Origin of the sequence: Polynucleobacter sp. IMCC30063 (assembly GCF_021395235.1) — a bacterium.
Lineage (GTDB): Bacteria > Pseudomonadota > Gammaproteobacteria > Burkholderiales > Burkholderiaceae > Polynucleobacter.
This window is the reverse complement of sequence record NZ_JAJVCQ010000001.1, coordinates 85525-98125: the sequence shown is the minus strand read 5'-3', so window position 1 is coordinate 98125 and position 12601 is coordinate 85525. Positions and strand designations below refer to the sequence as shown.

Genomic DNA, 12601 nt, shown 5'->3' with positions numbered 1-12601 from the left:
TATATAAAATGCCCAAGTGGCGCCAATATTGGGTTTTAACCAAACCTAGGGTGACGCAGTTAGCCGTTTTTTGTGCGGTGATTGGCATGTTTTTAGCAACTCCAGGTATGGTGCCTTACCGCATATTAATTGGCGGCGTAGTTGGCATTTGGTTATTGGCAGGAGCCGCCTTTGCAGTTAATTGCTTAATTGAACAAGTAGTTGATGCCAAAATGCGCCGTACGGCATGGCGCCCCTCTGCCACAGGTGAATTATCCCCTTATCAAATCATTGTCTTTTCAATTTTGCTAGGTTCTTTAGGAATGGTTGTGCTGTGGAATTTCACGAATCCTTTAACCATGTGGCTTACGGTCGCTACTTTTGTGGGTTATGCAGTCATTTACACTTGGCTGTTAAAGCCAGCCACCCCCCAAAATATTGTTATTGGCGGTCTATCCGGTGCAATGCCACCCGCACTGGGGTGGGCCGCAGTAACGAATTCTGTTTCAGCTGAGGCCTGGTTACTCGTATTGATTATTTTTGTTTGGACTCCCCCCCATTTTTGGGCACTTGCGCTGTATCGGCGCGAAGAATATGTACAGTCTGGATTACCAATGCTGCCAGTAACCCATGGCGAACGTTTTACCGTTCTTAATATTTTGTTGTATACCTTGATTCTCCTAGCGGCTACGGTATTGCCTTATTTATATGGCATGAGTGGTTGGGTTTATTTAATTGCGGCGCTCGGATTGGGCGGAATATTTATGGCTTATGCCATAGCGCTATTTGTATCCTATAGTGATGCGCTAGCGAAAAAAACCTTTCGTTATTCGATAACCTATTTAACATTATTATTTGCGGCGTTCCTGGTCGATCACTACATCAATTAAAATTTGTCATGCTTATTTTCTTACGCGCAATAACTCGAATTATTTTATTTTTCTCCTTGGCTTGGGTATTAGCAGCATGCGATTCAAAGCCGACCTTTAAAAATGTCGATATCACGGGTAGTAAGGCATTCGGTACCAATTTCGGCTTAATCGATACTGACGGTAAACTCCGCACACTTGCCGACTTTCAAGGTAAGGCGGTGGTGATGTTTTTTGGTTACACTCACTGCCCTGATGTATGTCCAACGACCTTAATTGAAATGCAAGAAGTGATGAGATTATTGGGTCCGCAAGCGGCTAAAGTGCAAGTGATTTTCGTGACACTTGACCCAGAGCGTGATACGTCTGAGGTATTAAAACAGTATGTACCTGCATTTAATCCAAGCTTTATCGGTTTACGGCCTGCCAATGAAGACGCTTTAAATCGGCTCACCAAAGAATTTAAAATTTACTATAAACGCGTTCCGGGCTTATCCCCAAATACTTACACCATCGATCACACTGCAGGCAGTTATGTCTTTGATCAAAAGGGACAGCTACGGCTTTATATTAAACATGGTCAAGGGCCTGAAGTATTGGCCCAAGATTTAAAGACGATCTTGCAATAGCGTGCGCATTTTTTTTAATGCTGCACCTTCAATTTGACGTACCCGTTCGGCAGAGATGCCATATTCATTTGCAAGCTCATGAAGCGTTTTCGCGCCATTGCCCTCGGCATTAACAGCCAACCAACGCGCTTGCACAATATCCCGACTGCGTTCATCAAGGCCCTGCAAGGCCTTTTCTAGTTTTGGCCCTTGCATGGCATGGGTCTCAGCTTGAGCCATGACGGCAGTGGGTTCATGACGTTCGTCACTAAGCCATTGAATAGGTGCATAAGCTTCATCATCTTTATCGTCGCCATCCAGTGCGACATCGCCACCAGCTAAGCGCATTTCCATTTCTCTGACATCTGCCCCCCGCACGTCAAGGGACTTCGCTAGAGCTTCGATTTCGCTGGGCGACAAGGCATTGAGGGTTGGTTTATTGCTACGTAAATTAAAAAATAATTTACGCTGCGCTTTGGTTGTGGCTAGTTTTACCAAGCGCCAATTTTTCAAAATATATTCGTGGATCTCCGCTTTAATCCAGTAAATGGCATACGATACCAGCCGTGCACCTTGATTAGGATCGTAGCGCTTCACCGCTTTCATCAGCCCCACATTACCTTCCTGAATTAAATCGGCGTGGGGAATACCATAGCCTAAATATTGGCGCGCCACCGAAACCACTAAACGTAGGTGAGATAAGACTAAGCCACGAGCGGCATCCACATTTTCAGTTCGACGGTAGTCTTGGGATAAATGCAGTTCTTCAGCAGCGCTTAACATTGGCAAGCGATTAACGTAACTTATATAGGCATCTAATGTGCCAACACCCAGGGTTGGTAAGGTAGAAAAAGCAGCAAAGTTTGAGCCAACCCGAGGTATGGGTTGCAGCGCTTCACTAATCGGCGTGGTACGTTTTTTATAGTTCATCGTTACTTGAATATAGCCTTCAATAATACTCCATTTTAGCACTCTTGGCAAGCGAGTGCTAGCCTGAAAATATCATGATAAGTACTTGATTTAATTGAATAATTCAGCAGCATAGTGAGCAGCGTTAAAGACCACTAGATCGCCAAGGCTTTCGCCTTTACCAAGCCCTAAGAGGCGGGGTTTTTCTGGGCCTTGCAATAAATGGGCTAAGGCACAAATGACCCCGCCTTTAGCCGTTCCATCTAGCTTCGTAATAATTAAATCGCTTAAGCCCAGCGCAGCATGAAAGGCCTTTACCTGGCTAAGCCCATTTTGACCCGTATTGCCATCCAAAATTAAGAGCGTATGGTGCGGTGCCCCAGGTAAGATTTTACCAATGACCCGTTTAATTTTTTTCAGCTCGGCCATGAGGTGATCTTGAGTTGAAAGTCGTCCGGCCGTATCAATCAGCAGAACGTCAGACTGGCGAGAAAGCGCCGCCTGAATTGCATCATGAGCGACTGCGGCTGCGTCTGCGCCATCTTGGGTAATAACATCAACGTGATTACGCAAACCCCACTCCTGTAATTGCTGACGTGCGGCCGCCCGAAAGGTATCACCAGCCGCCAAGAGAATGGATTTACCTTGGTTTTGAAAGTGATGACACAGTTTGCCAATGGTGGTGGTTTTTCCAGCGCCGTTAACCCCAACAATTAACCAAACTTCAGGATGAGCAATAGACGACGAAGTGAGTAGGGGATTCGAGTTAGGCTCTAAGGTTTTGAGTAGCTCGGCCACCAATTGAATTAATAAAGCTTGAAGTTCGGCTGTAGAAGCCGTTTTTTGTAATTTAGCTGCGCGTCGAAGAGCGACCATCAGGGCTTCAGTGGTAGGCAAGCCCACATCACTTTGCAGCAAGGCTTCTTCCAGGGCCAAAAACCAAGCTTCATCAGGCTGATTTGCTTTGAATAAAGCGCCAAGGGTTTTACGTAAATCAAACATAATCGATACAATCTAAAAGATGCATCTTATCAATTTAATCTCTGGGATCGTGAATTAATCGATGCGCTACCTAGTATCAAAAATTTATTTAGTCTGCATTTTATTCCTGTTTAGCCCATATTCTGTGGCGCAAGCTACGCCCCCCAGTGTAGAAACCCATGAATTTAACTTGAGTAACGGCTTGCGGCTCATTGTGCGCGAAGACCATCGGGCGCCTACCGTAGCTCATATGGTGTGGTATCGCGCAGGCTCAATGGATGAAGTGAATGGTAAAACCGGCGTGGCCCATGTGCTTGAGCACATGATGTTTAAAGGCACAGATAAGGTCAAGACGGGAGAATTTTCCCGTTTAGTTGCAGCGGTAGGCGGTCGTGAAAATGCGTTTACTTCGCTTGATTACACGGCCTATTTTCAACAAGTTGAACAGTCTAAATTAGCGACCGTCATGCAACTTGAGGCAGATCGCATGAGCAATCTCAATTTTGACGATGCCGAATTTAAAAAAGAAATTCAGGTCATTATGGAAGAAAGGCGTTTGCGAACTGAAGACAATGCCAACGCCATTGTGAACGAGACCTTAATGGCTACTGCTTTTATGAGCTCGCCATACCGTCACCCTGTTATTGGCTGGATGAATGATTTAGAAAACATGCAAGCAGTGGATGCGCGCAATTGGTACACCAATTGGTATGCCCCCAATAATGCCATCGTAGTGATTAGTGGTGATGTAGACCCCGCTAAAGTCCGCGTTTTAGCTGAACAGTATTACGGCCAACATCCCGCAAAAACTTTACCCGTACGTAAGCCTCAAATAGAACCGATACAAATTGGCATTAAAAATGTCCTTGTTCAGGCACCGGCCGATACCCCACAGATTACGATGGCATGGAAAGTGCCCCATTTAGACCCCAGTAAGCCCGACCAAATAGAGCCATTTGCCTTAGAGGTTTTAGGGGGAGTATTAGATGGCTATGACAATGCCCGCTTAACTCGTGCCTTAGTAAAACAACAACGTTTGGCAGATGGCGTGGATGCAAGCTACGAATTGATTTCACGCGGTCCGCAGTTATTTCAAATTAGCGCCACTGTAGCAAAAGGAAAAACCATTGCTCAGGTGCAAGTGGGCATTCGACAGGTATTGCAAGAGTTAATTACCCAAGGCGTTACTGAAGCAGAGCTAAAGCGCATTAAAGTACGTATCTTAGCGAATCAAATTTATAAGCGGGACTCGATTTTTGGTCAAGCAATGGAAATTGGCAGCGCAGAAATCGCTGGGGTTTCATGGCGCGAATTAGATAGTTTATTAGCACAGGTTCAAGCGGTTACTTCGGCGCAAGTTCAAGCCGTGGCAAAACGCTACCTCGTGGATGCAGGTTTAACAGTAGCTGTATTAGATCCGCAGGTACGTAAGACTAAATTAGCCAACCCAGTTGGCATGCCAACAGGTAATCTACAAATTGAGAAAAGGGCACAAAGTCAATGAAGTTGATGCTCAAGATCTTCACTCTCATCATCGTGAATGTCCTTATTTTGCTACCCTGCGCATGGGCAACTCCACCAATTGAAACTCTCACCTTAGCTAACAACGCTCGCGCATACTTAATCCAAACTAAAGGGCTGCCAATCATCGATATTGAAGTCACTATCGACGCCGGCGAGCGTTATGATCCAACCAATAAAAAAGGTTTAGCTGCTCTTACGGCTGGCCTATTAAGCCTTGGTGCACAGAGTGGCAAGAGGACATTGAGTGAGGCTGCAATTGCGGATGAAATAGCCGACTTGGGAGCCAGTTTATCAGTCGCAGCGGGTGGTGAAAGGGCTTCACTGCGCATCCGTAGTCTCAGTCGCGCCGACCTGCGTCAACGGGTGGTTGAATTGGGCGCAACGATTTTGGCGCACCCTAGTTTTGAGCCCAACATTGTAGCGCGCGAAAAGCAACGCTTAATTGCTGCGTTATTAGAGGCAGAAACGAAGCCGGAATTTATTCTGGAGCGGCGTTTTAAAAAAGCAGTCTATCGTGACTATCCGCTCGGATCTTTTGCTACACCCCAGTCGATTGAGAAAATTCAAGTGAGTGATCTCAAACAATTTCATCAACTGTTTTATCGCAGTGATCGCATGACAGTTAATTTGGTTGGCGATCTTAGCCCCCTAGAGGCTACGCAAATTGCTCAGGCGCTGATCTTGCAATTGTCACCCACCGGTCCAGCTATCCCAGCTTTACCACTACTGACTGAATCACCTGTCGAGCCAGCCACGGCAAGAGAAACCCAAATTGCCTTCGATGCGCAACAAACGCATATTGCGTTGGGTATGACGGCAGTGCCGCGCAATGATCCCGATTATTTCCCCCTACTTGTTGGGAACTATGTTTTAGGAGGTGGTGGTTTTGTGTCCCGCCTAATGAATGAAGTACGAGAAAAACGCGGCTTAGCTTATAGCGTGTCTAGTTACTTTATTCCGGGCAAGAGCAATGGTATTTTCCAGGCCGGCTTACAAACGCGTAATGATCAGGCTGCCCTCGCTTTGGAAGTGGTGCGTGAGACGATTGCGCGTTTTATTATTGAGGGTCCGAGCCCAGCCGATCTATTAGCAGCAAAAGCAAATTTAAGTAACGGCTTTCCCTTGCGAATTGATAGCAATCGTAAATTGCTCGACAATCTATCGGCAATCACGTGGAATAATTTACCGCTTGATACCTTGGAAACTTGGACGAAACAGCTGGAGTTGGTTACAGTTGAACAAGTTCGTCTAGCGTTTCAAAAACATTTAGCAATGAATCGCATGCAAACAGTTGTAGTTGGGGCGAGCGTCACACCCAAAAAATAAGTGCAAGTGACTGATATAAGGCAATCAATTTGATTAAATCGCCCCGCGCCTTACCGCAGCAAATTAGAATTATTGGCGGAGTTTGGCGCAGTCGCCAAATTAAAGTAATTAGCCAAGCTGGCTTGCGCCCCAGTACTGATCGCTTACGCGAAACCTTATTTAATTGGTTGGGCCAAGATTTAAGTGGCTTGCGTTGCCTCGATGTATTTGCGGGCTCGGGCGCTTTAGGATTTGAGGCGGCGTCGCGCAATGCCGCCCTAGTAGAATTAATTGAAAAACACAAAAACACTTTTTTGAATTTGACGCTCAATCTTCAAAATCTGAATAGTTACCCAGCGGCTGGAAAAGTTACATTACTAGAGGCTGATGGTTTACAGTTTTTAAAAGCCCAAACAACAGCATCTTGGGATTTAATTTTCCTTGACCCCCCTTTTCAAGATTCACAACTGCTCTTGGCTGCCGCCAAAGAGGCTGGACGAGTTTGTCAGTCTGGTCCCCAGGGCGCAATATACATCGAGTGCCCAGTAAGTACCGCTAAAGCGAGTCTCATCTCTGGCCTGCAGAATTGGACTTGTGTCAAAGAGTTAGCTATCGGGCAGACCTTAGCATTGCTGTTTCGGGCCACTTCAGGCTAAACTGCGGTCTACTCATAGAGAGTGAAGTAATAATAAAAGAGGGGGAAGTATGGCAGTCGCTGTTTACCCAGGTACCTTTGATCCTTTCACCCGAGGGCATGAAGATTTAGTCCGTCGCGCTTCGAGTATTTTTGGCGAAGTCATTGTCGGGGTTGCTGATAGTCGCAGCAAAAAGCCTTTTTTTAATCTTGAAGAGCGTATTGCCATTGCCAAAGAGGTTTTAAACCACTATAGCAACGTAAAAATAGTCGGTTTTACAGGCCTGTTAAAAGATTTTGCTCGTGAGCATCAAGCACGGGTCATCGTCCGCGGTTTGCGCGCCGTATCCGATTTTGAATACGAGTTTCAAATGGCTGGTATGAATCGCTATTTATTACCCGATGTCGAAACCCTATTTTTAACGCCCTCCGATCAATATCAATTTATATCAGGCACCTTTGTACGAGAAATTGCTTTGATGGGCGGTGACGTCAGTAAGTTTGTTTTTCCTTCGGTAGAAAAATGGTTAGCGAAAAAATTAGCTGAGCAAAAACCATAAAATAAGACTGACCAATGGCATTAATGATTACCGATGACTGCATTAATTGCGATGTTTGCGAGCCAGAATGCCCAAATGATGCCATTTTTATGGGCCTCGAGATCTATGAAATCAATCCCACAAAGTGCACTGAGTGCGTGGGTCATTTTGATGCCCCTCAGTGTCGGCAAGTCTGTCCAGTAGATTGCATTCCGCTCAATCCCGCTTTTGTCGAGACCCCAGCAAAACTCTTATTGAAGTATCAGCAATTAAGCGCTGTAGTTACTGCAGTTACTGAGATGAATAACGAAAAGGTTAAGCCTTAGCAGCTTGTATGCAATGCTTGAGTCGCATTTTGCATATCACCGTCAAGTATTAATGGAATTACACCTAGGGCCTGATCTAGCGCAGATTCAAGCAAGACCTGCTCTTCTTTGCGAGGTTTTTTTAAAACATAATCAACCACTTCAATAGGCTTGCGCTCACTAGCAAGGTCGCGTGGATGGCCAATGCCAATGCGTAAGCGCCAAAATTTAGCACTACCTAGATGAGCCTGAATATCTTTAAGCCCATTGTGACCACCCGTACCGCCACCAAACTTCAGGCGCGCCACCCCTGGCTTGAGATCAAGCTCATCGTGGACCACTAAAATAGACTCGGCCGCTATTTTGTGAAAATGACAGCATGCGCCAACTGATTGGCCACTTAAATTCATATACGTATTAGGCTCCAGCAGATAGCGTTCAAGCCCCTTGAATTTGGTTTTAGCCACATATCCGAGAAAACGTTTTTCGTACTCTAGGTGAATTTTCAATTGGGCTGCTAAGGATTCGACAAACCAAAAGCCAGCATTATGCCGATCTTTTTCATGCTCCTCGCCTGGGTTGCCCAGACCTATAATTAACTGAATCATGGCGTTAATGTAGCTGAAGCTGGAAAAAATGTCATCGACAGACTTAAAAAAAAAGAAAACCCGCGCTCAGCGGGCTTTCTTGAATGACAGTTTACCTTAAGCCTTTGCGTCTTTATCTTTGTCTTTATCTTTATCTTTAGCCGCATCTGCTGCTGCAGGGGCTGCCTCAGTAGCCACAGCAACGACTGTTTCGGGTTCGGCTTTAACAGTAGGGATACGCGCATTAGCAAGCACAGGATTTTCTTGTTCAATGTGCAAGACCAAGGTTACACCTTTGGGTAAGACCACGTCTTTCGCATGAATTGAATGACCTACTTCAATTTTACTGAGATCAACTTCGATGAACTCAGGTAAGTCGGCTGGCAAGCAGGTAATTTCCAGATCATTAGCAATATGACTAATTACCGCACCACCCAATTTAATTGCGACGGATTCTTCTGCACGCGTAAAGTGCAAGGGAATGCGCATATGAATTTTTTCAGTGGCTGAGACGCGTTGAAAATCAATATGTAAAACAAGTGGTTTGAAGGGATGCATTTGGTAATCGCGGAGCAGGGCTTTTTGAGTCTTTCCCCCAATTTCAATTTCCAAAATAGACGAGTGAAAAGCTTCTTTGCGTAAGGCATGAAATAACGCGTTATGGTCTAGTTCAACCACTTGAGGCGTTTTTTGACCGCCATAAATAATGCCCGGAGTTTTACCGGAGTTGCGTAGGCGGCGGCTCGCACCCGTTCCCTGCACGCTTCTTTCAAAAGCAACGACTTTCATAAGGACTCCCAATGTAGGTTAATTTCCGTTCGCGACCAAACAGAAAAGCCTCAAATTATAGCTTGCTTGGGGTTTGAGAACAATGCCAAGAGCCTGAGCAGACCAAAAATAGCTAAAAGAGCCCTTTATTCAGCAAATAGCGACATCACCGAGTCGCCCTTGCTAATGCGCAGGAGGGTTTCAGCCAAAAGGGGGGCAACACTTAATTGGCGAATTTTCTTAACCTTACTTCCCTCTAAAGTCAGGGGAATGGTATCGGTCACAACGACTTCGTCGAGCTCTGAGGCGGCAATTCGAGCCATGGCGCCACCCGACAAAACAGCATGGGTACAGTAAGCAGTAACCCCCTTAGCGCCCCGCTGTTTAAGGGCTTCAGCGGCTTTACAAAGGGTGCCACCAGTATCAATAATGTCGTCCATGATGACGCAGTGGCGGCCTTCAACCTCACCAATTAGGTGCATTACTTCAGAAACATTGGCCTTGGGCCGGCGTTTATCAATAATGGCTAAGTCACAATCTAGTTGTTTGGCCATCGCACGGGCCCGCACCACCCCACCAATATCGGGAGACACCACCAGTAAATCATCGCCTTTTTTGTGTTGCAGGTCGGCTAGTAAAACGGGAGAGGCGTAAATATTATCAACTGGGATATCGAAGAAACCTTGTATTTGATCAGCATGCAGATCCATGGTTAAAACCCGTTCGATGCCCGCTACCGACTGCAGCATATTGGCCACAATACGCGCTGAAATAGCCACCCGAGCCGAACGTGGACGACGGTCTTGGCGGGCATATCCGAAGTAAGGAATCACTGCGGTTATGCGACTGGCAGATGCACGCTTTAGAGCGTCAATCATGACCATTAATTCCATTAAATTATCGTTTGTTGGCGCGCAAGTAGACTGAATTACAACGACATTTTTACCGCGCACATTTTCTTGAATTTCAACCTGAATTTCTCCGTCGGAAAAGCGTCCTACAAAGGCTTTACCGAGGGAGAGACTTAATTCTTGAGCTACTGCATTCGCTAGAGCAGGGTTGGCATTGCCAGTAAATAAGGTCAAGAAGTCGGAGTTCATAGGGGTAGATTTATTTAGGCTATGCAGTTATTTGGCAGGGGAGGAAGGATTCGAACCTTCGCATGCTGGAATCAAAATCCAGTGCCTTAACCAGCTTGGCGACTCCCCTGTAGTGTGTCATTTTGATGAAATCGCATTGTAAGCGGAATTTTGATTTAAACCCCCCACTACCCGTCCAACCCACCCCTGAGGCAGATGAGCACAAAGATCTGCAGCGCGAGATTGGGCATTGGCATCAGGCAGGGCAACATACACGCTGCTGCCAGAGCCCGACATGCGGGGTTTAGAAAAAGGTAGCATCTGTTCAATCCAATCTAAGGCTTGCTGAACTGCGGGGCAAATTTGTACGGCAACCGCCTGACAATCATTGCCCCATTTATTTTTCAATGCGGGAGAAGCTAAATAGTCATTGATTGTAATCGGGGCATGGTTACGGGTCAATTCAGGCGCCTGGAAAATCGTGCTGGTGGCAATCGATGCGCCAGGAAAAATAACTAAATAGCGTGTCGGTGGTAGTTCTATTTCCTGTAATCGTTCCCCAATACCTTCGACAAAAGCATTTTTTCTAAAGAGAAAAAAGGGCACATCAGCCCCTAGTTGGAGACCTAGTTGCATGAGTGTGGGCAAATCTAAATGTAATTTCCATAAATCGTTTAGGCCCAGCAGAACCGCAGCAGCATCTGATGATCCGCCACCTAGCCCAGCACCCACGGGGATATTTTTTTCTAAGGCAATGCTTACTCCCGCTTTAGTGCCACTAAAATTTTTAATGAGTTCAGCCGCCCTGACAACGAGATTGTGTGCCGCATCGATACCAGGTAGTGAGGTAGAAAGATGAACCTGTTGATCAGCAGCAAGTTTAAGGGTGATTAAATCGCACCAGTCGATCAATTGAAAAACCGATTGCAAAAGATGATAGCCATCATTGCGGCGGCCTACTATATGTAAAAATAAATTGAGCTTCGCCGGCGCAAAAAGTTGTATTGTCTTAGTTGCTGGCATAGTCAAAAACCAGCCGAACCTCAACGGAGCCTAGATTCGTATTGCGAATCATGGTCAGCTTTTCAAGTTTGTTGGGATTTAGCCAATCGTAACTTAAGGTCCACCCATCTTGTTTTATTTGGGTTACCTGTCCGTCACTATTGCGTTCAACACTCGCGCTACTTCCTGGTCTGGCCTGGGCTCGCATCCAGTCAGATAAACCGCGGGCGGGTAGGGCAAGACCCAGTGCATTCAATAATAAAGTATCCGCATCAAACGCTTTGAATATTTCGCCATTGCGCTCAAGCGTAGCTTCGCCAGGGGTAACAGTAATTTTGGCCAGCGCCCCACCAATAGGATTACGAATTTCCAAGACATCGCTTAATTGATTTTGGGTAAGGGTAAAGCCACCCGAGCCTCCTTGATTACGACCTTCTACACTACCTGTTACATTCACTGAGAAGCGTCCATCCCATTGAGCTGATTTAGTTTCATTGTGACTAACCCAATCTGGCTTCAGGCGCGCTAAGGTTTCGCGTAAGGTAGCATTATTCGCATCTAATTTTTCTGCTTGGCGCCACGAGACTTCAGCAGCACTCATTTGTTGCTGGCTCCACTGCACTTCGCCTAAATGGGCAGCAATATCTGCCTCTGGTTTAGTTTGCAGCGCTTGCTGTAATTGCTGGGTTGCTAAAACCGTATTGCCAAGGCGAAAATTAACCCACCCTAGACTATCTAAAATAAAAGCATCATTAGGAGAAAGTTGATGTGCCTTAGTGATGAGGACAAGCGCTTCGGGTAATTTTTGCTTGCGATCGGCTAAGGAGTAACCCAAGGCATTTAAAGCATTAACATCATTCGGATTTTGGCTCAAAATAATTCGCAAGACCTTTTCCATCACTTCGGGGTGACCTGCTTTATCGGCCGCCATGGAGTAAAGGAAAAGAATTTCTTTGTCTTGCGGTAGCGGATTGACTGCAGAAATAATGCTATAAAAAGCCCGCATGGCATTATCTTCATTAGCAGCCTTAGCAAACAGAGGCATGAGACGCTTAATAGTTGTTTCACGATCAGTCGGTTTTTGACTACGTAACAGAGCAATGGTGGGCTGTACGGCGTCAGGCCAGCGCTGGTTAAGCATAAGCAAGGTCACTAACACTTCTTTCGAGTTGCCTGGTGAGGCCCCCGCTAAACTGTCCCAGCTTTCAGCTGCCTCTAAGGCACTGTCAGGAGCGCCCGCAGCCAAAGCAATTTCCATTGCCCGTTGAGCCAAACGGGGGTCGCGGGTTTTGCGCGCTAAGCTTAAGTACGTTTGATACCCCAAGCCAAACTCGCCCCGTTGCACAGCGATTTCAGAGGCCAGTATTTCAAAAATAGCCTGCCCACCATCATTTTCAGCAACTGCTTGAGGGCGCTCATTAAAAGGCTCAGCAAGGACTGGCAGTGCACCACAGCAGTTTAGGCCAAGGGCGAAACTAAGCAATAAAAAAGGTTTCATAACCCCATTCTAAT

14 protein-coding genes and 1 tRNA gene are annotated in these 12601 nt (G+C 46.1%); 7 read left to right on the top strand and 8 right to left on the bottom strand.

The features are described 5' to 3' along the window. Positions 1–8 precede the first annotated feature (8 nt). On the top strand, positions 9–869 hold the full coding sequence (gene cyoE / locus LZG75_RS00480; RefSeq protein ID WP_233924499.1) for a heme o synthase: 861 nt from the start codon (positions 9–11) through the stop codon (positions 867–869). Positions 870–877: 8 nt separating this feature from the next. After that, a complete protein-coding gene (locus LZG75_RS00475; protein WP_233924501.1) occupies positions 878–1477 on the top strand; it encodes an SCO family protein in 600 nt (199 codons plus the stop codon). Here the strand turns inward: LZG75_RS00475 and rpoH are convergent. After that, positions 1457–2386, bottom strand: coding sequence for an RNA polymerase sigma factor RpoH (gene rpoH / locus LZG75_RS00470; protein WP_233934748.1), 930 nt, complete (start codon positions 2384–2386; stop codon positions 1457–1459). The genes LZG75_RS00475 and rpoH overlap by 21 nt on opposite strands. A gap of 90 nt (positions 2387–2476) precedes the next feature. Next, a complete protein-coding gene (ftsY, locus tag LZG75_RS00465) occupies positions 2477–3367 on the bottom strand; it encodes a signal recognition particle-docking protein FtsY (RefSeq protein WP_233924503.1) in 891 nt (296 codons plus the stop codon). Between the two features lie 124 nt (positions 3368–3491). On the opposite strand from ftsY, the gene LZG75_RS00460 reads away from it, so the two are divergent. The 5 genes from LZG75_RS00460 to LZG75_RS00440 are packed head-to-tail and all read left to right on the top strand — an operon-like array spanning position 3492 to position 7674. Beyond that, positions 3492–4850: a pitrilysin family protein gene (locus LZG75_RS00460; protein ID WP_233934747.1), complete on the top strand. Its 1359-nt coding sequence runs from the start codon at positions 3492–3494 to the stop codon at positions 4848–4850. Next, positions 4847–6196: a pitrilysin family protein gene (locus LZG75_RS00455; RefSeq protein WP_233934746.1), complete on the top strand. Its 1350-nt coding sequence runs from the start codon at positions 4847–4849 to the stop codon at positions 6194–6196. Before LZG75_RS00460 ends, LZG75_RS00455 begins: the two co-directional genes overlap by 4 nt. A 29-nt stretch (positions 6197–6225) precedes the next feature. Next, positions 6226–6831 (top strand): 16S rRNA (guanine(966)-N(2))-methyltransferase RsmD, encoded by a 606-nt coding sequence (rsmD, locus tag LZG75_RS00450; protein WP_233934745.1) that lies wholly within the window; start codon positions 6226–6228, stop codon positions 6829–6831. 49 nt (positions 6832–6880) lie between these two features. Further along, complete coding sequence (gene coaD / locus LZG75_RS00445) at positions 6881–7369, top strand: pantetheine-phosphate adenylyltransferase (protein ID WP_233924507.1); 489 nt, start codon at positions 6881–6883, stop codon at positions 7367–7369. Between the two features lie 14 nt (positions 7370–7383). Then, positions 7384–7674 (top strand): YfhL family 4Fe-4S dicluster ferredoxin, encoded by a 291-nt coding sequence (locus LZG75_RS00440; RefSeq protein WP_233934744.1) that lies wholly within the window; start codon positions 7384–7386, stop codon positions 7672–7674. On the opposite strand, the gene pth is transcribed toward LZG75_RS00440, so the two are convergent. From pth to LZG75_RS00410, 6 genes are all read right to left on the bottom strand, one after another. After that, entirely contained in the window at positions 7671–8261 is a 591-nt protein-coding gene (pth, locus tag LZG75_RS00435) for an aminoacyl-tRNA hydrolase (protein WP_233924509.1), read from the bottom strand. The genes LZG75_RS00440 and pth overlap by 4 nt on opposite strands. Positions 8262–8357: 96 nt before the next feature. Next, complete coding sequence (locus LZG75_RS00430) at positions 8358–9029, bottom strand: 50S ribosomal protein L25/general stress protein Ctc (RefSeq protein ID WP_233934743.1); 672 nt, start codon at positions 9027–9029, stop codon at positions 8358–8360. Between the two features lie 125 nt (positions 9030–9154). Beyond that, positions 9155–10108: a ribose-phosphate pyrophosphokinase gene (locus LZG75_RS00425; protein ID WP_233934742.1), complete on the bottom strand. Its 954-nt coding sequence runs from the start codon at positions 10106–10108 to the stop codon at positions 9155–9157. 32 nt (positions 10109–10140) lie between these two features. Further along, positions 10141–10217: transfer RNA gene (locus tag LZG75_RS00420), tRNA-Gln, on the bottom strand. Between the two features lie 8 nt (positions 10218–10225). Beyond that, positions 10226–11110, bottom strand: coding sequence for a 4-(cytidine 5'-diphospho)-2-C-methyl-D-erythritol kinase (ispE, locus tag LZG75_RS00415; protein WP_233934741.1), 885 nt, complete (start codon positions 11108–11110; stop codon positions 10226–10228). Next, the gene (locus tag LZG75_RS00410; RefSeq protein WP_233934740.1) at positions 11097–12587 is read right to left on the bottom strand and encodes an outer membrane lipoprotein LolB; all 1491 of its coding nucleotides are present in this window, start codon (positions 12585–12587) and stop codon (positions 11097–11099) included. Before LZG75_RS00410 ends, ispE begins: the two co-directional genes overlap by 14 nt. Positions 12588–12601: the final 14 nt, after the last annotated feature.